The 21,893-nt window shown below is 57.9% G+C and carries 24 protein-coding genes; 15 read left to right on the top strand and 9 right to left on the bottom strand.

Features of this window, described 5'->3' with window-relative positions; translation table 11 throughout:
- Positions 1–42 precede the first annotated feature (42 nt).
- On the bottom strand, positions 43–633 hold the full coding sequence (locus WB650_RS20450) for a DUF6764 family protein (protein ID WP_423961835.1): 591 nt from the start codon (positions 631–633) through the stop codon (positions 43–45).
- Between the two features lie 153 nt (positions 634–786).
- Between WB650_RS20450 and WB650_RS20445 the strand changes: the two genes are divergently transcribed.
- Entirely contained in the window at positions 787–1,524 is a 738-nt protein-coding gene (locus tag WB650_RS20445) for a class I SAM-dependent methyltransferase (RefSeq protein WP_423961833.1), read from the top strand.
- 502 nt (positions 1,525–2,026) lie between these two features.
- Here WB650_RS20445 and WB650_RS20440 read toward each other — a convergent pair.
- The 4 genes from WB650_RS20440 to WB650_RS20425 are packed head-to-tail and all read right to left on the bottom strand — an operon-like array spanning position 2,027 to position 4,240.
- On the bottom strand, positions 2,027–2,167 hold the full coding sequence (locus WB650_RS20440; RefSeq protein WP_422306086.1) for a hypothetical protein: 141 nt from the start codon (positions 2,165–2,167) through the stop codon (positions 2,027–2,029).
- A gap of 59 nt (positions 2,168–2,226) precedes the next feature.
- Positions 2,227–3,342, bottom strand: a complete 1,116-nt coding sequence (locus tag WB650_RS20435) for an amidohydrolase family protein (RefSeq protein ID WP_422306088.1) — start codon at positions 3,340–3,342, stop codon at positions 2,227–2,229.
- Between the two features lie 57 nt (positions 3,343–3,399).
- Entirely contained in the window at positions 3,400–3,966 is a 567-nt protein-coding gene (locus WB650_RS20430) for a GNAT family N-acetyltransferase (protein WP_422306090.1), read from the bottom strand.
- 52 nt (positions 3,967–4,018) lie between these two features.
- Positions 4,019–4,240 carry a hypothetical protein gene (locus WB650_RS20425; protein WP_422306092.1) on the bottom strand — a complete coding sequence of 74 codons (222 nt, stop codon included), beginning with the start codon at positions 4,238–4,240 and terminating at the stop codon, positions 4,019–4,021.
- A 165-nt stretch (positions 4,241–4,405) separates the two neighbouring features.
- Here WB650_RS20425 and WB650_RS20420 point away from each other — a divergent pair, with 165 nt between their 5' ends.
- Positions 4,406–4,879 carry a FecR domain-containing protein gene (locus tag WB650_RS20420; RefSeq protein WP_423961830.1) on the top strand — a complete coding sequence of 158 codons (474 nt, stop codon included), beginning with the start codon at positions 4,406–4,408 and terminating at the stop codon, positions 4,877–4,879.
- Between the two features lie 53 nt (positions 4,880–4,932).
- Here WB650_RS20420 and WB650_RS20415 read toward each other — a convergent pair whose 3' ends face one another.
- Positions 4,933–6,264, bottom strand: coding sequence for a DUF1329 domain-containing protein (locus WB650_RS20415; RefSeq protein WP_422302138.1), 1,332 nt, complete (start codon positions 6,262–6,264; stop codon positions 4,933–4,935).
- Positions 6,265–7,682: 1,418 nt separating this feature from the next.
- Here WB650_RS20415 and ppa point away from each other — a divergent pair.
- Positions 7,683–8,210 carry an inorganic diphosphatase gene (ppa, locus tag WB650_RS20410; RefSeq protein WP_422302136.1) on the top strand — a complete coding sequence of 176 codons (528 nt, stop codon included), beginning with the start codon at positions 7,683–7,685 and terminating at the stop codon, positions 8,208–8,210.
- 11 nt (positions 8,211–8,221) lie between these two features.
- On the opposite strand, the gene WB650_RS20405 is transcribed toward ppa, so the two are convergent.
- Together WB650_RS20405 and WB650_RS20400 are read right to left on the bottom strand one after the other, a co-directional pair.
- Complete coding sequence (locus tag WB650_RS20405) at positions 8,222–8,584, bottom strand: VOC family protein (protein ID WP_422302134.1); 363 nt, start codon at positions 8,582–8,584, stop codon at positions 8,222–8,224.
- Between the two features lie 65 nt (positions 8,585–8,649).
- A complete protein-coding gene (locus WB650_RS20400) occupies positions 8,650–9,153 on the bottom strand; it encodes a hypothetical protein (protein ID WP_422302132.1) in 504 nt (167 codons plus the stop codon).
- A gap of 226 nt (positions 9,154–9,379) precedes the next feature.
- Here WB650_RS20400 and WB650_RS20395 point away from each other — a divergent pair, with 226 nt between their 5' ends.
- The 3 genes from WB650_RS20395 to WB650_RS20385 all read left to right on the top strand — a co-directional run bounded on the left by WB650_RS20395 (position 9,380) and on the right by WB650_RS20385 (position 11,802).
- Positions 9,380–9,931 carry a DUF992 domain-containing protein gene (locus WB650_RS20395; RefSeq protein WP_422302130.1) on the top strand — a complete coding sequence of 184 codons (552 nt, stop codon included), beginning with the start codon at positions 9,380–9,382 and terminating at the stop codon, positions 9,929–9,931.
- 176 nt (positions 9,932–10,107) lie between these two features.
- A complete protein-coding gene (locus WB650_RS20390; RefSeq protein WP_423961827.1) occupies positions 10,108–11,328 on the top strand; it encodes a hypothetical protein in 1,221 nt (406 codons plus the stop codon).
- 120 nt (positions 11,329–11,448) lie between these two features.
- Positions 11,449–11,802: a hypothetical protein gene (locus WB650_RS20385; RefSeq protein ID WP_422302126.1), complete on the top strand. Its 354-nt coding sequence runs from the start codon at positions 11,449–11,451 to the stop codon at positions 11,800–11,802.
- Positions 11,803–11,889: 87 nt separating this feature from the next.
- Here WB650_RS20385 and WB650_RS20380 read toward each other — a convergent pair whose 3' ends face one another.
- Positions 11,890–12,300, bottom strand: coding sequence for an EVE domain-containing protein (locus tag WB650_RS20380; protein WP_422302124.1), 411 nt, complete (start codon positions 12,298–12,300; stop codon positions 11,890–11,892).
- A gap of 83 nt (positions 12,301–12,383) precedes the next feature.
- Between WB650_RS20380 and WB650_RS20375 the strand changes: the two genes are divergently transcribed.
- The 9 genes from WB650_RS20375 to WB650_RS20335 all read left to right on the top strand — a co-directional run bounded on the left by WB650_RS20375 (position 12,384) and on the right by WB650_RS20335 (position 21,882).
- Positions 12,384–13,283 carry an Fpg/Nei family DNA glycosylase gene (locus tag WB650_RS20375; protein WP_422302122.1) on the top strand — a complete coding sequence of 300 codons (900 nt, stop codon included), beginning with the start codon at positions 12,384–12,386 and terminating at the stop codon, positions 13,281–13,283.
- Between the two features lie 311 nt (positions 13,284–13,594).
- The gene (locus tag WB650_RS20370) at positions 13,595–14,809 is read left to right on the top strand and encodes a DUF1646 family protein (RefSeq protein WP_422302120.1); all 1,215 of its coding nucleotides are present in this window, start codon (positions 13,595–13,597) and stop codon (positions 14,807–14,809) included.
- A gap of 898 nt (positions 14,810–15,707) precedes the next feature.
- Entirely contained in the window at positions 15,708–16,556 is an 849-nt protein-coding gene (locus WB650_RS20365; RefSeq protein WP_423961824.1) for an SCO family protein, read from the top strand.
- Positions 16,557–17,144: 588 nt separating this feature from the next.
- The gene (locus WB650_RS20360) at positions 17,145–17,879 is read left to right on the top strand and encodes a cytochrome c oxidase subunit II (RefSeq protein WP_422302116.1); all 735 of its coding nucleotides are present in this window, start codon (positions 17,145–17,147) and stop codon (positions 17,877–17,879) included.
- 3 nt (positions 17,880–17,882) lie between these two features.
- Positions 17,883–19,601, top strand: coding sequence for a cytochrome c oxidase subunit I (locus WB650_RS20355; RefSeq protein WP_422302115.1), 1,719 nt, complete (start codon positions 17,883–17,885; stop codon positions 19,599–19,601).
- Positions 19,602–19,610: 9 nt separating this feature from the next.
- Entirely contained in the window at positions 19,611–20,225 is a 615-nt protein-coding gene (locus WB650_RS20350) for a cytochrome c oxidase subunit 3 (protein WP_422302113.1), read from the top strand.
- Positions 20,226–20,234: 9 nt separating this feature from the next.
- Positions 20,235–20,516: a cytochrome C oxidase subunit IV family protein gene (locus WB650_RS20345; RefSeq protein ID WP_422302111.1), complete on the top strand. Its 282-nt coding sequence runs from the start codon at positions 20,235–20,237 to the stop codon at positions 20,514–20,516.
- Positions 20,517–20,532: 16 nt separating this feature from the next.
- Positions 20,533–21,171 (top strand): cytochrome c oxidase subunit 3, encoded by a 639-nt coding sequence (locus tag WB650_RS20340; protein ID WP_422302109.1) that lies wholly within the window; start codon positions 20,533–20,535, stop codon positions 21,169–21,171.
- A gap of 321 nt (positions 21,172–21,492) precedes the next feature.
- Positions 21,493–21,882 (top strand): cupredoxin domain-containing protein, encoded by a 390-nt coding sequence (locus WB650_RS20335; protein ID WP_422302108.1) that lies wholly within the window; start codon positions 21,493–21,495, stop codon positions 21,880–21,882.
- Positions 21,883–21,893: the final 11 nt, after the last annotated feature.

Below are 21,893 nucleotides of genomic sequence, written 5' to 3'. Positions count from 1 at the left end.
GGCCTGAAGCCGCCGCGCTGTTTCGCGGCAGGCGGCTCTCAATCATCCGCAGTTGCCTCCGCTGCTAACGACTTTTGCGGTACCGCCGTTTGGAGTGCAGGTTGGTGGATTAGTACCGTCACCGTCCGCCTCGCCACCGCCGGTCGCGGTCGCGTGCACGAAACTGCCATCTGCTTCACAATTGGCGTTGACCGTAGAATCTCCGCTGGCCATCCCTGTCGCATTGCACTTTCCGAGCGCAGTCACATTGGCGAAGCTACCCCCTGTAGCGTTAGCCGTTGCCATGCCTTTTTGATCAGCATCGACGAATGCCTCACTGCCTGCGCCCGACGCGTGGGCGGTTGACTTGCCTTTGCTTTCCGATTCCGCCTCAGACATTGCATCATCGGAAGCGACCGAGTCGGACTTGCCGCCGGTTTCCACGAAGGTTTGAGCAGAGGCGCCTCCAGTCGCTTTCGCCTTGGCCTTGCCCGTTCCATCGGAACTCGCCAGGCAACTGCTACCGTCAGAGGCTGTATGGGTCTTCTCGCCGTTGGTCGATTTGCACGTCGCACCTCCAGCGTGAACCTGCCCTGCTGTGAAGGCGATAAGCAACGCGGTTGCAAATGCCGCAGTGGCTTTTCTAATAACCATGATTCCTCCCCAAAGTCGGGTACGCGGCGGATTATGTATCCAATCATGCCCTCGCGCAAGTAAGTGTAGATTTCGGCGTCTTGCGCTCCCTACGCCAGCGCCACCGTATTCCGCTTAACGCAGCCGCTCGAGCACAGGTATATTGGTCTGACTATGAGTCGGCCGATGAACATGAACTCGTTCGAGGGGAAGCGCATCCTCGCGCTGATTCGCGAGGGCGACTACGCGCATGCGGGCGAGGAAGAAGCCATCGAGCGCTCGTTCCGCCCGATTTCCAAGAACGAGGACAGTTGGCTGCTTGACGTCGGATGCGGGCGCGGCGGCAGCGCCGACTACTTGCGGCGCAATGGATGGGGTCAGGTTGAGGGAATCGATCGTGATAGCGAGTCTATCGAGTATGCGCGTGGGACTTATCCGGAGGTTGGGTTTCATGTTTGCGACGTGCTCGACGTTCCGCGCACTGTCGCGCGCACCTTCGACGTCATCTATTTGCTCAACGCGTTCTACGCGTTCGATCGCCAGCGCGAGGCGCTAGCGGAGCTGCGGAAAGTCGCGAAACCCGGCGCTCAACTCCTCATCTTCGACTACACGGTCGGCCCGAAGGCCGGTGACAGGCCAAATCCGATGATGCCGCATGCGATTCGATTGTCTGAGATAACGGCGATGCTGCGTGAGGCAGGATGGGAGCCCGGCAGCGTCGAGGATCTGAATGACGAGTACGCGCGATGGTACGCAGCCTTCGTCGATCGAATCCGGCTCAAGCAAGCCGAGATCGAAAAGATCGGCGGCGCCGATTCGTACAGCTTCGTACTCTCGATGTACTCGGGCCTCCACAGCGCGATCGTCCAAGGCGAGCTCGGCGGCGCGATCGTCCACGCTCGCGCTACCTAACCCCTAACCCCTTCCCATTGTGGGAAGGGGAAGTATGTTGAAGCTGACAGTGCTAATCTGTGGGATGAACCGGAACCAAGCGGGATGAAAGTGGGATCGCGGACCAGCGCGGACTAGGCGTTGGGCAATCGACATGAAAGGTCAAATTGGAAAGCTAATCCAACCCAATACAATTAGGGTAAAAAACACCGGCAACAAAAGGGCAAACGGCATTCCGATCAGAAGCCATAGTCCACGTTTTCCGTACATCATCACCGTGATCAATACTAACGATGCCCATATTGCCGCTATGCAAATACTAATATCGAAATGGCCATCACCTGTTAGTGTCGATTGCGGGCCATATTCTGGTACAACTCGTGCGAATGTTACGTTGAGGATCGCGAAGAAGAACGATAGTGTCAAAAGCGATCCAAACCCTCGCCTTTTCATAAGCTCGACAGCCTCGCGGTAGATTCGCCTTCTCTTTCTAACGAGCCGAGCGCGGCAGCATGGCGGGGTCTCATTTCGCGTTCATGGCCGCTTTTGTCTTCTGGCGTCCCCGCTTTTTCTTTTTGTCCGCGAGAGTTTTCTTCATTGTCTTGAGCGCATCCTCTTTGGGAACTGCGAGAAGCGCGTGCATGATCTTGTCGAACCGCGCCATCGAATCTTCTTGGCGTGTATACTTCCCATTGTTGGAAGGGGGACAGGAATCCGGATCAGTCAGGTGAGCCGATAAAACCTCAGCGCGTTCTCGGTGAGGATGTTGTCGCGGGCCTTCGCGGGAAGCTTCTCCAATGCGCGGGTGACCTCGCGGACCACGCCCGGATAGGTGCAATCGAAGTGCGGGTAGTCCGATCCCCATAGCACGTTGCGCTCGACGCCGAGATCGATCATCGCTTTGAGCGTGCTCTCGTCAGGATCCATCGAGACGTAGCATCGCTCTGCGAAGTACTCGCTGGGCTTGCGCTTCAACCACGGCACGTAGGTGCCCATCTTTTCGTAGTGGCTATCCATCCGGTCGAGCCAGTAACCGAGCCATCCGATTCCCGATTCGAGGAAGCCGACCGTCAGTTTTGGAAATCGCGCGAGCACTCCGCCGCACACGATATCCATGCAGGCCGCTTGCTGCTCGAATGGATGACAGACCATGTGGAAGAAGAACGGGTCGTGATAACGATCGCCGCCCATCGTGGGCATGCGCGTACCGAAACTGCCGTGAACCGCGACCGGAACGTCCAGTTCCTGCGCCTCGCGCCAGAACGGATCGTAGGCCGGGTCGTTGAGGCGGCGCCCGTTGAAGGGATTGGGCCTGACGAACACCGCCTTGAAGCCGAGCTCGCGCACGACGCGGCGCATCTCGCGCACCGCTTGATCGACATCCTGAAGAGGCATCGGCGCGACTCCGAACAGCCGCTTCGGAAAGGGCTTGCAGAAGTCGGCGAGCCAGTTGCTGTAAGCGCGACACGCCGCGGCCGCTAGTTGCGGATCGCTCAGATCGCCGTAGAGCAGCCACAACGACGGGTATAGAACCGCGACATCGATTCCTTCTTCATCCATCACCTTGATCCGAGCGTGAGGGTCGTAGCCGCCGGGCAGGATGTCGTCCCAGGTGAGTTTGCGCGCGCGATTGAGGTCAGAAAGTCCGCCGGGCGTCATCGAGGCTGCGACCGGGAGCGACGGACGGCTGCGATTCTCGTCATTGATCCACAGCTCGTCGGCGCCGTCGCGATTGCGCCGAACCTGGATCATGCGATCGCGAAATTGCGGCTCGGCATAATCTTCCCAGAGAGAGCGGGGCTCGACGATGTGCCCGTCGGCGTCGATTATCCGGGTCATGAGCAGGTCCTCCTTCGCGGCGGATTAGTCAGATCAATGACGGGACCGGCATTATTGTCAAGCAAGGCGGACGCGGGTCCAATCCTCGCGCAATACTGAGTACTGATACTCGTCGCACCACTCGCCCTTGAACCACGCGTTGTGAACGAAGTGCCCTTCCCGGCGCATCCCGAGCCGCTCCATCAGCGCGAAGGAAGGAGCGTTGCGGCAATCGGTGGTCGCGATGATGCGGTTGAGCTCGAGCGAGCCGAAAGCGAAATCGATCACGGCGCGTGCGGCTTCGGTCGCAAGGCCGCTGTGTTGGTATGCGGGAGCAAAGGTGTAGCCGATTTCTCCGATGCGGGGCGTCGTTCGGATAACGAGTAACGCGCAATCGCCGGCGAGCGCTCCGCCGGCTTTGACTTCGGCCGCGAACTGAAACCATTTACCGGGAATCCCGGGGCGATGACGGCTTTGCTGCGCGATGAATTTCGTGGCTTCGACGCGCGAGATCGATTCCCATGACTGGTAGCGCGCAACTTCGCGATTGTTTCGATACTCCATAAAGCTCGTGAGGTCGGTTTCGCGAAAGCGTCGGAGAATCAGGCGCGGCGTATCGAGATTTATGAAAGTTCGCGGGCTCATGGCGGATATGCGGGCCAGACTAGTTAGACTTCGAGTCAGGTTCGGTTACGCTTCACCAAAACAGTTGCAAAATTGCGGAGCCGATCCTGCTCATGATGCCGGGAGAATCGTCGTCCGGCGGTGGAAGCTTGGGCGGTTCGCGGCCTTCGTCGGAGATGGACGCATACGGCGGCAGCGTCTGGTCGATCTCCTGCGTCTGCATGCATCCCGCGCCCAGCATGATCGCGCTAGCGACCATCGCGGCTGCCAGAGTTAATTTGCGGATTCGCGTCACATCCTTCGTTTCGGTTTTTCAGACCCCGCTATGACGCTATCGGCCCCGGACAATGGTTTCAACGCGCGTCCCCATCAGAGTCACAAAAAATCGTGCTTCATAGCACGCAAGTATTTGAGGATGCTATCTTATCGGCCGCGGCCTAATCTTCCTCGGGGGATTGCGATGAACAAAATTAAATCCGATAACGACCGCTCACGAATACGAATCAACAATCGATCGATTGCATTCGTAGCGGCGAGCGTGATGCTCGGGCTCGGACTACTCGCGAGCTCGCCGGCGCGCGCGGTTGATTCTGTAGGCTCGGTGACGCAGATCAGCGGCAGCGCGCAGATTGAGCGCGGGGACGCGACGCTCCCCGTGCAACAAGGGACGCCGGTGCTGGTGCAAGACAAAGTGATGACGCAGGCCGGCGCTGCGGTGACGCTTGGGTTTGTCGATGGCAGCTCGATCGGCCTCAGCGGCAGCACCAGCATCGCGATACGGGACCGCGGTACAGTTAACGGGCAGACGATAGCGAGCCGAGTGACGCTGATCAGCGGCGACATTCATACGGTCGTTCCCGACAAACCAGGCCAGCCACCGGCCGAGGTGAATACAGACAACTCGAAGGCGACCGGAGCTTCGCCGAATCAATAACCCCGGCTAGCGCGGTCGCAGTTGTACGCATCCCCAGATTTCGACGGCGGATCTCAATAGAAATACTCGCGGTGCGTCGTGAAGCGCTGCGGGACGATCCAGCGCTGCGAGATTATTCCCTGGTTGATGAACCAGGTGTCGTGCTGCGGGCGCTCCGGACTGGGAGTGAAGAAAATCGTCGAGTAACCGCTCTGCACGTCTTCATCGACGAGCGCAGTTTGAAACAGCCGGTCGAACGAATAGACGGCCGCTTTTGAGTCGGGATATTCGCGGTCGCGCACCGTGTTGAAAATCGCGAGCGTCTTCCAGAGCTTGTCGTCGTGGTCGTACTGGTCCGACGCGGTAATGAACCATCCCTGGGAATCGATATACAGAATGCGCTTGGCGATGGCGGGGATATCGGCAAATCGGCTCGGCCTGCGCGCGTCGGCCTCGACGACATACACGTGGCGCAGCTCCCAGTCCTCGGGACAGATCGTGCGACCGCCGTCGGCCGCGCACCGCCTTGCGGGCAGCGACCTCGCATGCACAACCGCGAGCATCTCCTTCTCGCCCAGGAACTTGAAATCAAAATCCTGGAACCGGCCCGCGAAGCCGAACAACGAATCGAGGTCCAGGTTGCCGAAGAACGCGTTGCCCAGCAGATAATCCGAATTTCCTATGCTCGGGAACTCGCCGTACCAATACCTCGGGACTGATAAATCTGACCATACGATGTCGGATCGCCTGGGGCTCGAGTATCGGTAGCGCACCATGTAGGCCCACGGGGTTTGCCAGAAGGGGGGCTCGATCGGAACGATGATTGGGCCGAGCGCCATGCGCTCCATGATTCCGGTATCGCCATCGTAGTCGGTGGGGGTGGGGGCTACTTCCTCGCGGCCGAGATTCCGATAGACGGCAAGATGCCCGATTGGATAGGCCGCGAACGGATTGCCACCGCCCGGCGTGAAGTTCTGGATCTCGGTGTCCTGCGAGTCGAGATCGTCGCTGTAGGCCGGACCGAATTGGAAGTTCCACATGATCTTCTGCGCGATGCCGGGATCGTTCGCGTCGAGGAGCGGGAACGGCAGGCCGGCCAGGTAGTTCGTCAACTCGCCGTGAGGGCCCAGCCTGACCTGCGAGGAATCTTGCTCGGTGGAGACGCGGAAGGGAGGCGGCCAGTTGTAGTCCCGGGCCGGGACGATCTTCATCTCCATTCCCTGGCTCACCAGCACGTAGTTGCCGGGGCTGACAAGGCTGGAGACCTTGGCGGCGTTAGCCTTGGTGATGACAGTGCCGGACTCGATGCCGGCGGGAGTTACCGGCTTCAGATCGGCAGCCGTGGCGGGAGCGGCGCCAGCGAGCAACATGGTGATTGCGATTGTGAACGAGAGTGCGCGGTTCATGGACCACCTCCCGGCGAGGGGCATTGCGCAGCAACGGCGGCGTCTGCTGAGACGATCCCGCTCCTGAGACTACCACGCGCAACAGGAGGTCAACAGAGAGAATTTGCAGGCGCTGCGGCATGAAACTGCCGCAGCGCCGGTAAGGTCAGGAGTGATTCGTCAGCCGAACTAAATCTCGGAAAGAGCCCCCTTCCAGGTCCGCGCGGCCAGATCTATCTCGCCCACGCTGGCAAGCCGGCGGCAATCAGTTCTGCCTCTTCGGTCGAGGGCGGGGCCGGGACTTTCGGTTCGATCTTTCCGGCCGGGGGAGACGCGCTCGTTCAATGATTCGATGAAGGTCAGTCAAATCCTTTGCGATCGCGTACAATTTCCGCGAGGTGCGAGTAAGGGCTTGAGAGACTGACTGAACAAATACCCTCTCGATCGCAACCATCTCCATTTCCTCCGCGCTCTCGTTGATCGCGCGTCGGATGGTGCGCAGTTGAAGAACCAGTTTGGCACGGTCGATTTCAAAAATCTCGTTCTGATCGAGTCGCAAATCGAAAGTTTTCGGGAGATTGGCACTTTGTCGAGCTGTCTTAGGCTTGCCCCGTCTTAGCATGGTCGATGCCCCGCAGTCCGATGTGTCTTTAGAGAGGTGCCGACATGCTCACTAAAAGTCAAGATATCACAAACTCCTTGTCACCGCTAAATTGCGTCAGGAAAAATCCGACGGCGTAACTGGCGAGGTCTTAATAGTTCGACGCGGCGAGGACGGAACCCATTCACAAAAAACATAAGGAAAAGAAAGGCCGATCTGAGCAGTCACGCTGTTGACGCGCGCATACTCAGGCTTTTGGAAGCTGCATCGAAGCTTAGCTGCGACAGCCTGATCTGCGTGACACTGCGTGCCCAGGCTGCATCAATGGGCCTTCGCACCGCCTATCGCGGTCAGGCCGCGGTGATCGATCGGCTCGGCTCCCGGATGGTTTCGTTTCAGCTTTGCAAAGGCTTTATGGTCATGTGCGGCGCAATATCTTCTAATCGACACGCGCCCATTGGGATACGAAATCACTGCGACTGCTCTCGCAACCTGGCTGCAGGGAAGAACTTCACAAGGCTCGTCGAAATCACCCCTCATCTTTGCGAGGTTCCAGAGCTCGATTTTAGGCCAGCGATTCATCGCGCAATTGGCGGCATCATCTTTGAATCGGCGACATCAAAGGGGATCCGGTGCGCATCGCTTCGTGTTGTGATTTCCGGACACTCTGCCCCCGCGCCCCCCGCGCTGACTCCACACTCTAGTGCTTTGCCGATCTTATGTCGCCCATCCGCTGGTGCCGATGAGAACCGCTAACGCGCTCTGTATACGCGCGGTGGCCTCGAACGCGATCCCGTGCTCTACTCGGTTGTTCAATCTTCCGGAGGCGCGCAATCGCATGGACGTATCGAAAATCCCGCCCGGCCGCAACCCGCCCGATGAGATCAACGTGCTGGTGGAAATTCCGCAAGGCGGAGTTCCAGTGAAGTACGAGCTCGACAAGGTTTCGGGTGCGCTTTTCGTGAATCGATTTCTGCATACCGCGATGTACTATCCGGCCAATTACGGATTTATCCCGAATACGCTGTCCGAAGACGGCGACCCATGCGATGTGATGGCGCTGTCGCAGGTGCCGGTAGCGCCGGGCTCGGTCATCAGGTGCCGTCCGGTGGGCGCGCTGCTGATGGAAGACGAAAACGGCATCGACGAGAAAATTCTCGCGGTGCCGGTTGACGAGCTGAATCCCTACTTCGACGGAATTGCGGACTACACCGATCTCCCGAAGATCATGCTCGATCAGATCGATCACTTCTTCCGCCATTACAAGGATCTCGAGAAGGGCAAGTGGGTGAAGATCGGCGGATGGGTGAATCGCGAGGCGGCCGAGAAGCTAATCCTCGAAGCAATCGCGCGCGTACAAAAATAGATCAAGCGCAGCTAGGTCGAGGTGCCGCCCCAATCCTTTGGATCTACGTCGGCGATCGACTGTGAAAACGTCCATCGATGCCCGGCGAAATCCTCGACGGTGTATTGCCGTTCGCCGAAGGGATAGTCGGCGGGCGATGCGAGCACCCGAGCTCCGTGCTGAAGTGCGCGCCAGTGGTGATTATCGACGTCTTCCACACGCACCATCACGGAATGGCATTCCTTGCCGACCAGATCGCGTTGCTCGGTTATAGCTATCGCGCCGTCGCCGACGTTCAACTGTGCCCGATGATTTGCAATTCGCAGGCGCAAGCTGAAGCCGAAGGTATCGCGGAGCCAGTCGATAGCCGCGGCGACGTCTGGATACCCGAGCATGGGAATTACGCTACACCGCGGCATCGACCGATTCTCGAGCACGGGTCTTGTCACCGGCCGCCTGGCTATTGCGGTGCGGCCTCGCCGGGCGATTGCGCGAGCGGCACCAGCTGCGCGATATCGCACTGAATCAACGCCTGGATCTTATTGTCGATCTGGTAGAAGCGGGTCACCTTCACCTGCGGGATGACGGCGCGAAACTGCGGGATGTATTCCTTCTGCACGTCGAGCCGCGCCTGTTGGATCGCGATTACTTCGTCGAGCTTCTTCTGCGCGTCGGCGTCGGTGAGGTTATTGTACTTAGCCGCAAAATCCTTGAGCTCTTTTACGTGGCGGTCTTCGATCCTATCCATACTTTTTTCATAGGCGTCGTAAACCGGCCAGAACTTCGATGCTTCATCGGGCGTGAGATTCATGTTGGCGCCGACGGTTGCCTTGCGCTGCGCGCGGGCAGCCGAGACGTCCAGTTGCTTCTGCGAGGTCTGCGCGGAGGCGAGCCCGCTCAGTCCTAATGTGCAGGCCACCAGCGAAGCGGCAGTGAAACTGGCAAGAATACTCTTAAGACTCATCAATCGTTCTCCTGGGTTAGGGCTTTAGCAATGACCGCAGGATGGTGCTGCATTGACAGATCATAGTCAAGTGATAGTTATCGGCGGGTCGAGTTGGATAGGGCTCGTATTGCATTTTCCCAAGCAAAATGCGAGTTTGCTGCTCAACTGAGGCAACCAACGAGAGGAATTTTCCAGGGTGCCGGCCGGCCGGAATGGAAAGCCTCACCATAGACGGAGGACGAAGATGAATTCGAAATCAAAGGGAATGATAATCGCACTGGGGTTCGCGGTGGCACTGGCCGCAGGTGCACCATCCGCGCGGGCCCAGGGCGGAGCACCTGCACCAGCGCCGGCAGCATCGGGCGGAGGGGCCGCAGTTCGGGCTGGATACCTGACTTGTCACGTCGCATCAGGATGGGGATTTATTTTCGGATCGTCGCGCAAGCTGGAGTGTGCCTATGCGCTTCAGCCGGGCTACACTGAGTATTACACGGGTTCGATCACCAAGTTCGGTGCCGATATTGGATACCTCCAGTCGGGCGTGATTTTGTGGGCGGTTCTGGCCCCGACCACCAACCTCGGTCAGGGAGCATTGGCTGGGCACTACGGCGGCGCGACTGCGAGCGCTGCGGTGGGAGTCGGCGCGGGCGCCAACGTGTTGGTCGGCGGCTTCAAGAGCTCGATCGCGTTGCAGCCGGTATCAATCGAAGGGCAGAACGGATTGAACGTGGCAGCGGGCGTCGTCGAGATGACGTTGAAGTTCAACAAGGAGAAGCCGGCCAAGAGCACTCCGTAGGCCTAGCTTTCAACTTTCGGGATTGGTGCACAGCGGAGGCGGCTCTCATAGCCGCCTCCGTTTTTCCTTTCAGTAAACTCTCAAGGCATAGAGCCCCTGCAAGCCTACTGACCCAAAGACGCGCAGATGGCACAATTGCCGCTCGGCTTCGATAACTATCGGAACGAACGGCAAACATGAATCTCAAACAGGCGCATCCGGACGAACCATGGCTATGGCATGCGCAGTGGGCCGCCGGCGAAATTCATTCCAGCGCCAAGCCCGGCGCGATTGCGATCTGCGCGATCGCGCTCTTCTGGAATGCCATCGCACTGCCAACCGCTGTACCCACCTTGCTCGCCCATAATCTGAGTTACGAACCAAAGTTCGCGTGGTTGGCACTTTTTCCGATAGTCGGACTTGGACTTATCGCATGGGCGATACATCTGCTTCTCAGGTGGAATGCGTATGGTGATTCGCGCTTCGAGATGAAATCAGTACCCGGGAAAATAGGCGGGACGCTCGAGGGCTATATACACGTTGGCAGCGGTATCGAGCCGATGCGCCGCGTAACGCTTAAGCTGGTGTGCATCAACCACACTAATTCTGGTAACAGCGGCAGCAACCGGCCATTGTGGAGCGACGAATCGGAGGTCACAGCCGGGGGTGATGGCTCGATCCCGGTCGTGTTCCTTATCCCGCCAGAATGCAGACCGACTGACGATAGCGACTTGCGCGATCGGATCTATTGGCGATTGAAGGCTCAGTCAGCTGGCGGCATCGTCAACTACAAATCGAGCTTCGCGGTGCCGATCTTTCAAATCGGCGAAACCTCCGCGCAAGCTGCGGAAGTGCTTGACCTGCGCGCCCGCCGCGAGCAACGCGTGAGCGAGTTTCGTCCGCAAGGATCAGCCATCCGCTTCGGCCTCACCGCCGACGGGCAAAGCGAGATCTACTTTCGGCCGTTCCGCAATCCGTCGGTAACTTTCGCGCTGCTGGGATTCTTCGCCATCTGGTCCGGAACCACATATGAGATCTTCAGGGAACACGCGCCACTGATCTTCAGAATCATGTGGCCCGCTTTCGAAGCGATCATCGGTCTTTGGCTCATCCTGATAATGTTCGGGAGCACGACGGTGCAGATCGGCGATGGCCTGCTGAAGGTGACGTGGCGCGTGTGTGGTATTCCCGTAAGGACGCGGAGAGTCCCGTCCAGCGAGGCGCGCGACGTCCGTTCGATCGCGGGCATGACCGCGGGAACGACGGTATATCGCCGAATCCAGGTACGTTATGGACAGCGCGGTGAATTGAATTTTGGGGATGGAATAGTGGATCCAATCGAGGCAGATTGGCTCGCCACCAAAATCGGCGAAGCACTGGGTCTGACGCATGCGAGCGCGGAAAAAACGGTCGCATGAGGAGTGTATTTCGTACGAGATTCAGACAAATTCGTAGCGAAAAGATACGCGATTTCCAAGTCTATGACCGGATCAGAATTGGCATTGTTGATGCTTTCTATTCCAGCAGGAGAGACTTGTATGAAATTCAAAAAGACTTTTATCACTGGCGTTCTGGCCGGCGCGATGCTGGCATTGCCAATGACTATGCCCGCCTTCGCCGAACCGGCCATCAGCGCGAACTCTATTGAACGAGTCGACTGTTGGCACCACGATTACGACGACTATGGCTACCGAAACCGCGGCTACTATGGAAACGGATACTATGGAAATCGGTACCACGGCAACGGTTGGGGCTACGGTCGAGGCTATGGTGCTTGCGCAAATGCGCAACGACTCCAGAACCAGGCTCGTAGAGATTACTGGACCGGACATCCCGCGGCCGCGAGCGACGTAGGACAGCAAGCGGCGTGGGCTCGCTCGCACTGCTACTGATAACGTCGAACGGAAATTCGGTTGAAGGGCTGAGCGCATCGCAAAAGCCTCGCGATGCGCTCGACCTTATATTGTTAAGTTGAAATGCTAGATGGTCGCCTTGGGATTTCGCGCGCGAATCCAGGCAACGAATTTTTCCGGCACCGCCATCGTCGACAGACGGCCTTGACGTACCAGCGCCAAGTCGTCGAACTTTCCGGACTGTTTGATCTCAGCCAAGCTCACCGGCGACCCGAGGCGTCCGGCGAATTCCAAATCGACCACCGCTGACTTAGGATTCTTTGGATCGTCGCGCGGCTGCGATTTCACCATGGCCATTCCGACCACGCTCGAAACCCCACCGCTATGATAGATGAACACAATGTCGCCTGGTCGCATTTCACGAATCGCGCGAACCGCTTGCGGATTGGTTACGCCGTCCCAGCTGGTGCGCCGATCGCGCTCGAGGTCATCGAGCGAGTAGGTCGTTGGTTCAGTCTTGGCGAGAAAGTAATTCATGGGCGCGTCCTCTTTAGACGTGATTCGAGGTAAATGTAACACAGGCGGCGCCGATCGTGACGGTCCGGCGCGCGAGATTACTCATGCCAGAACTGCCTGACGTCAGCGTATACGTGGAAGCTATCCGAGCGCGCGTCGCCGGCCACGAGCTCGTCAGGACGATAGTCAAATCGCCGTTTCTGCTGCGTTCCACCGCTCCGCCCATAGCTGCAACGGCGGGAAGAAAGGTTGTGGAAGTTCGACGGGTGGGCAAGCAGATCGCAATCGGCGTCGAAGGCGATTTTTGGATCGTGCTGCACCTTATGATCGCGGGCCGGCTGCATTGGAAACCCTCCCAGCCAAAACTCGGCAGCAGAAATATCCTGGTCGCCTTCGAGTTCGATAACGGCTGGCTGTGGCTTACGGAAGCGGGGACGCAGCGGCGCGCGGCGTTGCGCGTGGTCGAGGGCGAAGCTGGTCTCGAGTCGTTAACGGCAGGCGGCATCGAACCGCTCGACGCGAGCGTCGACCAATTTGCCGCGGCGCTGCGGTCGTCCAATCACACGCTGAAGCGCTCGCTCACCGATCCGCACATTTTCAGCGGTATCGGCAACGCGTACTCCGACGAAATTCTGCATCGCGCCCAGCTCTCTCCGATCGCGATGACGCAGAAGCTGACTGACGACGAAGTCAGCCGACTCTACGAGGCCACGCGCGCGATATTGGTCGAATGGATCGATCGGCTGCGCGCCGAATCCGACGGCGAATTTCCGGAGAAGGTAACTGCGTTTCGTCCCGAGATGGCGGTTCACGGTCGGTACGGGAAGCCGTGTCCGCGATGCGGCGCGAAGGTCCAGCGCATCCGCTATGCGAGCAATGAGACGAATTATTGCGCGAGGTGCCAGACCGGCGGCCGCCTGCTCGCCGACCGCGCTCTTTCGCGACTACTACACGAAGACTGGCCGCGTACGCTGGACGAACTCGAAGCGCTCAAGAAACGATGAGGCTTGGCGCGGGCTTGTTCCAATGCCGGGGGCTGGGTCGAACCCGCACGGAGCTTTCGCTCCAGAGGATTTTAAGGTCCGTAGAATACTATCCGCCGGCGTCGTTAAAGGCCTATCAAATTACTCACTTCACACCTTTCGACCCGGTCAGTAAGCGAACCGAGGCCGAAGTCAAACACGACAACACCACTTTCAAAGTCTCGAAGAGAGCGCTGCAGGTGATCCTGGACCTCGTTCATCCCGACGCGGACGCGGGCAGAAGAGCTCAAGACCAGGCTAACCACTGAAGTTCAGCGAAGAAACTTATCTGCGTGATCCTTGCTGCGGTCTCGGCTTTTCTTCGTTTCATTTGGACGGAGAGCTTGAAAGACGCGGCCCGCCGAAGGCGCGACGCTTCCTATGTCGGCCAAAGAGAGTCCAGCGCTTCTGCGATTGCACGAACGCTGCATTACTGCATTAGTTGCGGGCAGATGATGACAGTGATCCTTGCATCCTTGACAATCCTAGCGGTCCTACTAGGGCCAATCCTGGTAAAGCCGATCGAACGGAATGTCGAGTTTTTCTTTCTGCTGGTCGGAGTGCTGACCGCGTGCGTCACGGGACAATTCAACCGCGCGCTCGTATGGTCGGCCTTGAGCGAGCCTCTGTCTTTCACAGTGGCCGTGCTGGTTTTCGGCGCCGCGTTTCTTCTGCTGCGGGACTATCTCGATCAGCTGCTTCGCCGGTTAATCCAAATTCTGCACCCGCGGATTATCTGCTTCTGCCTGGCGATCATCCTGGGTTTGCTTGCAGCCTTCATCACTCCGGTCGTGGCCGCCCTGGTGTTCGTCGAAGCAATTTCGTTGCTTCGTTGTAACCGGCACGCCGAAATTGCCACGACGGTATTTGCATGTTTCGCGATTGGCTTCGGTGCGGGCCTTACGCCCTTGGGCATGCCTGGGATTGCAGTCGTTCTGAAATCTCTGCATGCCGACTTCTGGTACCTTACCCATCTGCTCGGCCCCTTCGTTGTGAGCGGAATAATTCTCGCCGCGGCTCCTATCCTGTTTTTGCAGTTCGCTCCCGGCAAGCCGCTGGTTACAACTGAAGCGAAGGATTCGTGGAGGACCGTTCTGCTGATTCGTCCCGGCAAGGTGTACGTTTTTATTGCCGGACTTGTGGGCACTCTCGGACGGGCTCAGGCCGGTGGTGAATGCGTATGTTCATCGCGTTCCAGAGGGACTGCTATTTTGGATGAATACCATTTCCGCAGTGGTCAACAATTCGACTCTGGCGGCGATGGAGATAACTCCCTCCCTGAGTATGAATCAGCAGCGCGCGGCGTTCCTCGGCTTGTTAATCGGCGGGGGAATGCTGGTTCCCGGCAATATACCGAACATCGTCGCGGCAAGCCGGCTTGGGATCACCAGCCGCGAATGGGCCGCGCATGGCCTCAGCACCGGAATGCTGCTTCTGATTCTGTGCTTCGGAGCTTTGGGTCTCATGGCCGCTTTCTAGGGCGATTGGATCTTTTCGCCCAAAGATGAATCCGTTCAGATTCTTCTTTAGATCTGCAGCCGGTCAAACTCTGCTTCAAAAAAATCCATAGGTCCGACGGAGATCGGAACAACCCGAGCCGATGAAGAGTTTGCCTTGGCGCAGTGCGAACAAACACCGGCACAGTTCCAGAACAGTCAAAGTCAGCCGCGATCGTCGCGCGATGGACTTGAAAGCCAAAGTGTATTGCGCTGGGAATCGCAGCACTGTCGGGGAGAATTGTGGTGCCGAGGGCGGGAGTTGAACCCGCACGCTCGGTCACAGCATGATCGCGCTGACTGCCAATACCTACAGCCACGTCATGCCATCCATGATGCAGGATATGGCCGACAAAATGGATACGATCCTCAACAGCTAGATCGCCGATAGCGTTGCCAGTACGCGCTTGCGAAGTCTAATTCCGCTTCGGCCGATTCGAGACTTTCAGATCCCGACCGCCGAACATGCCGATTCAGAATGCGCCGACTATGTGCGTCGCTTCACCAATCTGTATCAGTTCATTGCTGCGCAAGGTCTGCCCGTGACGGTGCGGTCGCTGTTACTCTTGTTTGATATGGAATGGATAGGCTACGGGGGAGAATGCGGCTGCATTTTCGTTGCGAATCCGAGTATGTTTGAACCAGAATGCAAGTCGCCATGACAGTCGCAGTGCGCGAACGCGCCTTCCCGCTTCCTCGAACTGGCCGCCGTTGCGTCGCTCATAGTTCTCGGATTTTGAGTGTGAACGATGCAAGACATAAATTTCACCCTAGACCTCTTCATCGGCAAGCTTAGGTTAGCTGAGTTGTCGCACAGAGTGAGAAGAATCCAGAACGACAGGAGAAGATGCTACGTGTCGTCGAATGGAATCGCGATTTTCTGTTTAAGACCGAAGCGTTCAAGAATCGGATGCCTGTGTCTACGGTCGCCTCGGGAGAGCTCTGGAGGTTACTGAACCGCCGTCAAGCAACGGGAATAAGCGTGGCGCCACCTCCTCGAGGCACGAGAACCAAGCGCAGCAAGAACGTATCGCGCCTCGCTCATTGCGATTCTTACCACTCCCAGGCTGCATTGAAGTCTATGAAAACCAGTGCAATGCATTCTCTGCGAAACGTCTGGCTGATCAGTGAAGGCCTCGCTCTGACGATATTGATTGTCTTTGGCTGCGCGGTCACGCTGATTGGCTGCCGTCAACAGGCTGAAGTCAGGCGGGAGCACGGAGGATCCGCAGTGCGCGATGCCTCCGACTGCTTACCTGACATCACATTGGTCGATCAGTACGGCCGGAAGGTTTCCTTGGCCTCGCTGAAGGGCAAACCGGTGCTCTTCGATTTCATCTACACGACCTGTCCAGGACCGTGTCTCCTCCTCACGGCCCGGATGAAAAAGATCGCCGATCGACTCGGGTCCAAGCTCGGAACGGATGCCCGCATCGTCTCGATCACAGTCGATCCCGAACACGATCACCCGGAGCAGCTTCGCTCATATGCGAGTGCGCAGGGCGCCGACATTAACGGCTGGCTGTTTTTGACGGGAACCCCCAAACAAATCGACTATGTGATGGCGCGATTCAAATTGTTCCGCCATCACGAAGCCGATGGGACGGTCGATCACTTTCTCCTGTTCTGCCTGGTTGACGCGAACGGTCGTCCATTGCTCCAGTACCTGGGCGAAGACGCCCAACCGGAGCGCGTCGCGAGCGACGTCGAGCGGGCTGCAGCGCACAAGCCAATGGCGGTTGGCGACGGCGCAACCTAGCAGTTACCTCCACCTGAATCCCTCGTTTCTCTGACGAGGTTGCGCAACACCTAGTACCCATATCTCCGCTCGCCCTTCACGCCGTGTGACTGCGGGTAAGGCTTTTGCCCCTTTCGTCGAACAGCCTGCCTGTGAAAAAGCATGTTGACTCTCGTGATCCGGTAGTATAAGCCGCTTGACTTTTTTATTTAGGAGCGCCTATAAGCGCTCTATCGAGTTGCGTAACACTGACGCCGCATGAAATGTGGCGAACGAGTTGAGCATGTTCGAAACTGCCTGCCAGTCCCGCAAAGAACGGCTCGAACCGAGGTTCGCCGCAAGGGTGATTTTCGACGCCCAGGGGGCTGCCCGTCCACGTTTTCGACCCATTCGCCGAGTATCGATCAATATCCATAGGAGACTCCTGGAAGATTTCGCCGCGACTGAAGGTAGTCCTTTGGCGCGGCTTGCGGCGAAAGGGGGAGAAACGTGATGCGCCTTCATCGATGATGAAGGCAAGGCAAACGATGTGAACAGTCACTGCGCTTTTGCTTCTTGGCAAGTGCGCTAGGGTCGAGTTCGCGCAAGGGATCGAGTGAGGGGACTCCTATGATCCTGGGTTGGCTTCCTGAGGACATATCCACCTTCGGTCCGAGCATCGACTCGATGCTCAAGCTCATTGTCTACGTTGTCGGCACGGCATTCGTCCTAACCGAAGGTACACTCCTGGTGTTCGTCATCTTGTACCGTCGCCGCAAGGGCGGGCGCGCATCCTTTGTGCGCGGCGACTCGCTGCGCCAGCTCGCGTGGGTGCTGATCCCTGTCATAATCGTCGGTTTCCTTGATGTTGCGATCGACGTTAAGGCCAAGCCGATCTGGGATTTCGTCAAAGTAGAAGGTCCTCCTTCGGCGTTGACCGTAAAGTTGGCAACGCTCCAGTTCGGGTGGGAGTTCACTTATCCGGGTCCTGACGGCAAGTTCGGCACGGGGAACGACCTGGTTCAAGATAGTTTCTTAAGGGTTCCCGCGGGCCAGGTTATTCGCTTGCTCATGACCTCGAAGGACGTGATCCACAGCTTCTACGTGCCGCAATTACGGCTTCGGCAGGATGCCGTTCCCGGCCGGGAGATTCCCGTGTGGTTCGAGGCAACGCGTCCCGGCAAATACGAAATCGGATGCTCCCAGCTATGCGGGATCTCGCACTTCGCGATGAAGGGTATCCTGCTGGTTCTGACGCCCGAGGACTATCAGAAATGGGTCAGCCAGCACTGGCCCAAGTCTGGCGCCGCCGCGGGTAAGAGCGCATCAGGCGCGCGATCATCTGTGAGACGAACGGAGGGATAGGCCATGGCCGAGACCAAGCCCGAGGCAGTGCCGTCCACCGATGCCCACGAGAAGATGGGCTATTGGCGGCTATACATATTTTCTGTCGACCACAAGGTAATCGGCAAGCAGTACCTGTTTCTAGGCCTGTTCATGGGGTTTGTAGGCGTGGGGCTGTCGTTCATCTTCCGCTGGCAGCTTGCATGGCCCGGCACTGCGGTGCCGATTTGGGGAAAGGTGACGGCGTCGCAGTATTACGAAGTCGTTACGATGCATGGAACGACGATGGTGTTCTTCGTGGCGATGCCGGTGCTGCTTGGCGCGTTCGGCAATTTCCTTATCCCGCTGATGGTCGGAGCGCGCGACATGGCCTTCCCGCGGCTTAACATGGCGTCGTTCTGGACGATTTTCGTGGGAACGGTCCTGCTGCTTGCTTCGTTTTTTGTGCCCGGCGGCGCGTCGCGCGCGGGTTGGACGAACTACGTTCCATTGTCCGACGGGGCAAAGTTCATTCCGGGAACTTACTGGGGCGGAAACCTTTGGCTGATAGCCGTAGCAATCGATTTCGCTTCGGTCCTGATGGGCGGTATCAACTTCCTCACTACAGCGATCGCGATGCGCGCACCGGGAATGACTATTTGGCGAATGCCGATGTTGGTGTGGGTGGAACTGGTGGCAAGCGTGTTGTTCATGCTGAGCGTCGGACCGCTTCTCGCCGGCGTAGTGATGCTGCTGTTCGATCGGATGGTGGGCACGGGTTTCTTCCTACCGGATAGGGGCGCCGATCCGTTGCTTTGGCAACACCTGTTCTGGTTCTTCGGCCATCCGGAGGTGTACGTGGTGGCGGTGCCAGGACTCGGTATCGTGATGGAGATCCTGCCGGTCTTCAGCCGCAAGCCGCTCTTTGGCTATAAGGCGATCGTGTGGTCCCTGCTTGCGGCCGGCACGCTGAGTTTCACGATATGGGCTCACCATATGTTCGTCAGCGGGATGAACCCGACGCTGGCGGAGCCTTTCAGCGTGACTACGATCGCGATTTCCGTCCCGTTCGCGGTGATACTGTTTTGCATGATCGCGACGCTCTGGCGTGGTCAGATCACGTTTTCAACAGCGATGTTGTTCGCGCTGGGCGCGCTGGCGAATTTCATACTCGGCGGCGTAACCGGCATTCCTCTGGGAGTGGACGCAGCCGACATCTACCTGCACGACACCTATTTTGTAATCGCACATTTCCACAACACACTCGTGCCGACGGCTATCATCGCGGGCTTTGGCGGGATCTACTTTTGGTTCCCCAAGATGTTCGGAAGAATGATGAACGAAACCTTGGGCAAGATTCACTTCGTCTTCACGTGGGTCGGCTTCAACACGGTATTTATCCCGCTCTTCCTGATCGGCATCGGCGGCGGCCAGCGGCGACTCTATATGTCGTCCGTTTACACCTACTACAAACCACTTCAACGGCTGCATGTAATTGCAACCATCGGCCTGCTGATCATAATCGCCGGACAGATCCCATTCCTGGTGAATTTCTTCTTGAGCATGTTCCGCGGCGCGAAGGCCCCTGCGAATCCATGGCATGCCACCACGCTTGAATGGGCCACCGATTCGCCCCCGCCGCACGAAAACTTCGACAGCGTACCGACCGTCGTGCGCGGTCCATACGAGTATAGCGTGCCCGGAATGGAACAGGATTGGGCTCCGCAAGCCGCAGCGGTGGAAGCAAGCGCCGCGCAGGGTTGAGCGAAACTTATGGCAGACTCCGCAGTCGGAATCGAGATAGCCCACGCGCCGCACGAGGTGCCGGCCAGTTTTGAGCTTGGCAAGCTTGGAATGTGGGTGTTCCTGGCGGGCGAAACGATGGTCTTCGGCGGGCTCATGGGTATCTTCATTCTGGTAGGGATCTCCCATGGCGGATGGGGAGCCGACGGCGCGCACGTTAACTGGCGCCTCGGGGCAATCAACACGTTCGTTCTGTTTACGAGCAGCATGACTGCTGCGCTTGCGCAAGGCGCGGCCCGCGTCCACGATTCGGCTCGCGCGAAGCGTTACCTGGGCGTCACTGCGCTGATCGGCGTGCTCTTTCTCGTGATCAAGGCCTTCGAATACGCGGGCGATTTTCGCGAGGGCTTCACGCCTGGCGCTGCCCTTTTCTGGAGCTTCTACTATTTGATGACCGGTCTGCATGTTCTTCATCTGTTGGCCGGAGTCGTGGTCATCTTCGGACTGATGCTTATGGTGAAACCCCGCACTCCGCCCGGTTGGTTGGAGAGCAAGCTCAAATACGTGTGCCTGTATTGGTATTTCGTCGAGACAGTTTGGGTGTTCCTCTTTGCCTTGGTGTATTTGGCGCCAACCGCCGGATAGGTGTTGCCGATGGAACAAACCGAATTCAGTGCTTCAGACTCGCTGAAGACCTGGTCACTACTGGTTGCCCTTTTGCTGGTTGGCGTTCTGACAGTGGCGTTGGGGGTGCAGCGAAGCTTGGCGCTGTGGGTCATCTTCCTCGCGGCTACAGCACAGGCCTATGTCATAGGACGCTACTACATGCGCCTGCGATCAGAAGACGTGATGATCTATGTCCTGGCGCTGTTTCCGGTGGCGCTGGTAATCATACTTGCGTTCGTGCTTACGCCCGACGTCGCGATGCATCGGTAAGATAAGGAGCTAGCACTTGGCTGCGGCAACTCCTCTTCGCCAGGTTCCTAATCTCAAGCGCGGCACAGCGTTCGGAGGTGGCGGCGGTTCGGGTTCGCCCGGATCGCCAAAGAGCGCTGATCCGACGCTCGGCGTGGTGATATTCGTAGGCTCCGAGGTGATGCTCTTCGCCGGCCTGCTCAGCGCATTTCTGATCTCACGCGCGTCGGCGTCATTTTGGCCACCTCCGAACCAGCCGCGCCTTCCACTCGCTCTGACAGGATTCAACACTGTCCTTCTCATCGTGAGCGGCTTCACAATGTGGAGAGTGGTGCGCTCCCTGCGCCGGCATAACAAGACGGGTGCCATGCGCTGGATGGTGGTAACTACGGTGCTCGGCGCCCTGTTCCTTGCCATCCAGGGTAGCGAGTGGGCACACCTCATCCTGTTCGGGCTTACGATGACATCGAGTCTATACGGCGGGATGTTCTATCTGATCGTGGGCGCCCATGCGCTTCATCTTATTGTGGCAGTCGCAGTGCTCTTGTTCGTGGCATCGCGGGTCCAGCGAGGGCGATACGACATGGACTTCCGCGGCGTCGTTGCGTGTTCGGTCTATTGGTCATTCGTGGTGATTCTTTGGCCTATAATTTATGCGCTGGTTTACCTCAGTTAAGTCGGCCGCCTTCGCGATTTCGGCGGTTCTAATCTGCGCGCCTGCAGCCGATGCATGCCCGCTATGCTTCGGGTCATCGGGACCGGGTGTTCTGCGCGCTTATCTTGTGAGCGCGTTTTTCATGATAGGACTCGCCTGGGCAGTTATCGGGGCAATAACCCTGTACGCGTTCCGTGTCTATTCCGAAAAATCCGAACACGTAGATACGAGCACGCATTTGGAAACTGCGCGCTCGTGTAAGAGTCCTGGTGCACCTTTGGAAATCACAAACAGCGGTAACACAAATGGAACCTGGATGCGCTGGAGGAAAATGGAAAGGCTATGAAAAAGAGGCAGTTAACTGGCAGGGGATTGCTTGTCGCCGGTGTGTTGTCGCTGGGTCTCGCGATGCCAGCCTTCGCGGAAACCGTCGAGGTAAAGATGTTCGACACACCGGCGAAATACGTTCCCGACCCGGTGAAGATTAAAGTCGGCGATACAGTAACGTGGGTGGACAAGGGTGACACCGTCCATACTGCCACCACCGATCCGACTACGGCGCCCGACCCAAGCTGGGCAGTCGTGCCAAAGGGGGCGGAGACGTGGGACTCCGGTTACCTGAACTCGGGAGATACCTGGAGCTACACGTTCAAGGTGCCTGGCACTTACAAGTACTTTTGCACGACGCACGTAAAGGAAGGAATGAAAGGTGAAATTAATGTAGCGCAATAAGACACTCGGAA

Source organism: Binatus sp. (SeqCode) (assembly GCF_049584895.1).
In the GTDB taxonomy this organism is placed as follows: domain Bacteria; phylum Desulfobacterota; class Binatia; order Binatales; family Binataceae; genus Binatus.
This window is presented reverse-complemented; position numbering and strand designations above follow the sequence as displayed.

What these genes read in the sequence shown, in the direction of transcription:
- WB650_RS20450 (WP_423961835.1), bottom strand. Translation starts at nt 633, where the DNA reads ATGGTTATTAGAAAAGCCACTGCGGCATTTGCAACCGCGTTGCTTATC.
- WB650_RS20445 (WP_423961833.1), top strand. Translation starts at nt 787, where the DNA reads ATGAGTCGGCCGATGAACATGAACTCGTTCGAGGGGAAGCGCATCCTC.
- WB650_RS20440 (WP_422306086.1), bottom strand. Translation starts at nt 2,167, where the DNA reads ATGGCGCGGTTCGACAAGATCATGCACGCGCTTCTCGCAGTTCCCAAA.
- WB650_RS20435 (WP_422306088.1), bottom strand. Translation starts at nt 3,342, where the DNA reads ATGACCCGGATAATCGACGCCGACGGGCACATCGTCGAGCCCCGCTCT.
- WB650_RS20430 (WP_422306090.1), bottom strand. Translation starts at nt 3,966, where the DNA reads ATGAGCCCGCGAACTTTCATAAATCTCGATACGCCGCGCCTGATTCTC.
- WB650_RS20420 (WP_423961830.1), top strand. Translation starts at nt 4,406, where the DNA reads ATGAACAAAATTAAATCCGATAACGACCGCTCACGAATACGAATCAAC.
- WB650_RS20415 (WP_422302138.1), bottom strand. Translation starts at nt 6,264, where the DNA reads ATGAACCGCGCACTCTCGTTCACAATCGCAATCACCATGTTGCTCGCT.
- ppa (WP_422302136.1), top strand. Translation starts at nt 7,683, where the DNA reads ATGGACGTATCGAAAATCCCGCCCGGCCGCAACCCGCCCGATGAGATC.
- WB650_RS20405 (WP_422302134.1), bottom strand. Translation starts at nt 8,584, where the DNA reads ATGCTCGGGTATCCAGACGTCGCCGCGGCTATCGACTGGCTCCGCGAT.
- WB650_RS20400 (WP_422302132.1), bottom strand. Translation starts at nt 9,153, where the DNA reads ATGAGTCTTAAGAGTATTCTTGCCAGTTTCACTGCCGCTTCGCTGGTG.
- WB650_RS20395 (WP_422302130.1), top strand. Translation starts at nt 9,380, where the DNA reads ATGAATTCGAAATCAAAGGGAATGATAATCGCACTGGGGTTCGCGGTG.
- WB650_RS20390 (WP_423961827.1), top strand. Translation starts at nt 10,108, where the DNA reads ATGAATCTCAAACAGGCGCATCCGGACGAACCATGGCTATGGCATGCG.
- WB650_RS20385 (WP_422302126.1), top strand. Translation starts at nt 11,449, where the DNA reads ATGAAATTCAAAAAGACTTTTATCACTGGCGTTCTGGCCGGCGCGATG.
- WB650_RS20380 (WP_422302124.1), bottom strand. Translation starts at nt 12,300, where the DNA reads ATGAATTACTTTCTCGCCAAGACTGAACCAACGACCTACTCGCTCGAT.
- WB650_RS20375 (WP_422302122.1), top strand. Translation starts at nt 12,384, where the DNA reads ATGCCAGAACTGCCTGACGTCAGCGTATACGTGGAAGCTATCCGAGCG.
- WB650_RS20365 (WP_423961824.1), top strand. Translation starts at nt 15,708, where the DNA reads ATGCCTGTGTCTACGGTCGCCTCGGGAGAGCTCTGGAGGTTACTGAAC.
- WB650_RS20360 (WP_422302116.1), top strand. Translation starts at nt 17,145, where the DNA reads ATGATCCTGGGTTGGCTTCCTGAGGACATATCCACCTTCGGTCCGAGC.
- WB650_RS20355 (WP_422302115.1), top strand. Translation starts at nt 17,883, where the DNA reads ATGGCCGAGACCAAGCCCGAGGCAGTGCCGTCCACCGATGCCCACGAG.
- WB650_RS20350 (WP_422302113.1), top strand. Translation starts at nt 19,611, where the DNA reads ATGGCAGACTCCGCAGTCGGAATCGAGATAGCCCACGCGCCGCACGAG.
- WB650_RS20345 (WP_422302111.1), top strand. Translation starts at nt 20,235, where the DNA reads ATGGAACAAACCGAATTCAGTGCTTCAGACTCGCTGAAGACCTGGTCA.
- WB650_RS20335 (WP_422302108.1), top strand. Translation starts at nt 21,493, where the DNA reads ATGAAAAAGAGGCAGTTAACTGGCAGGGGATTGCTTGTCGCCGGTGTG.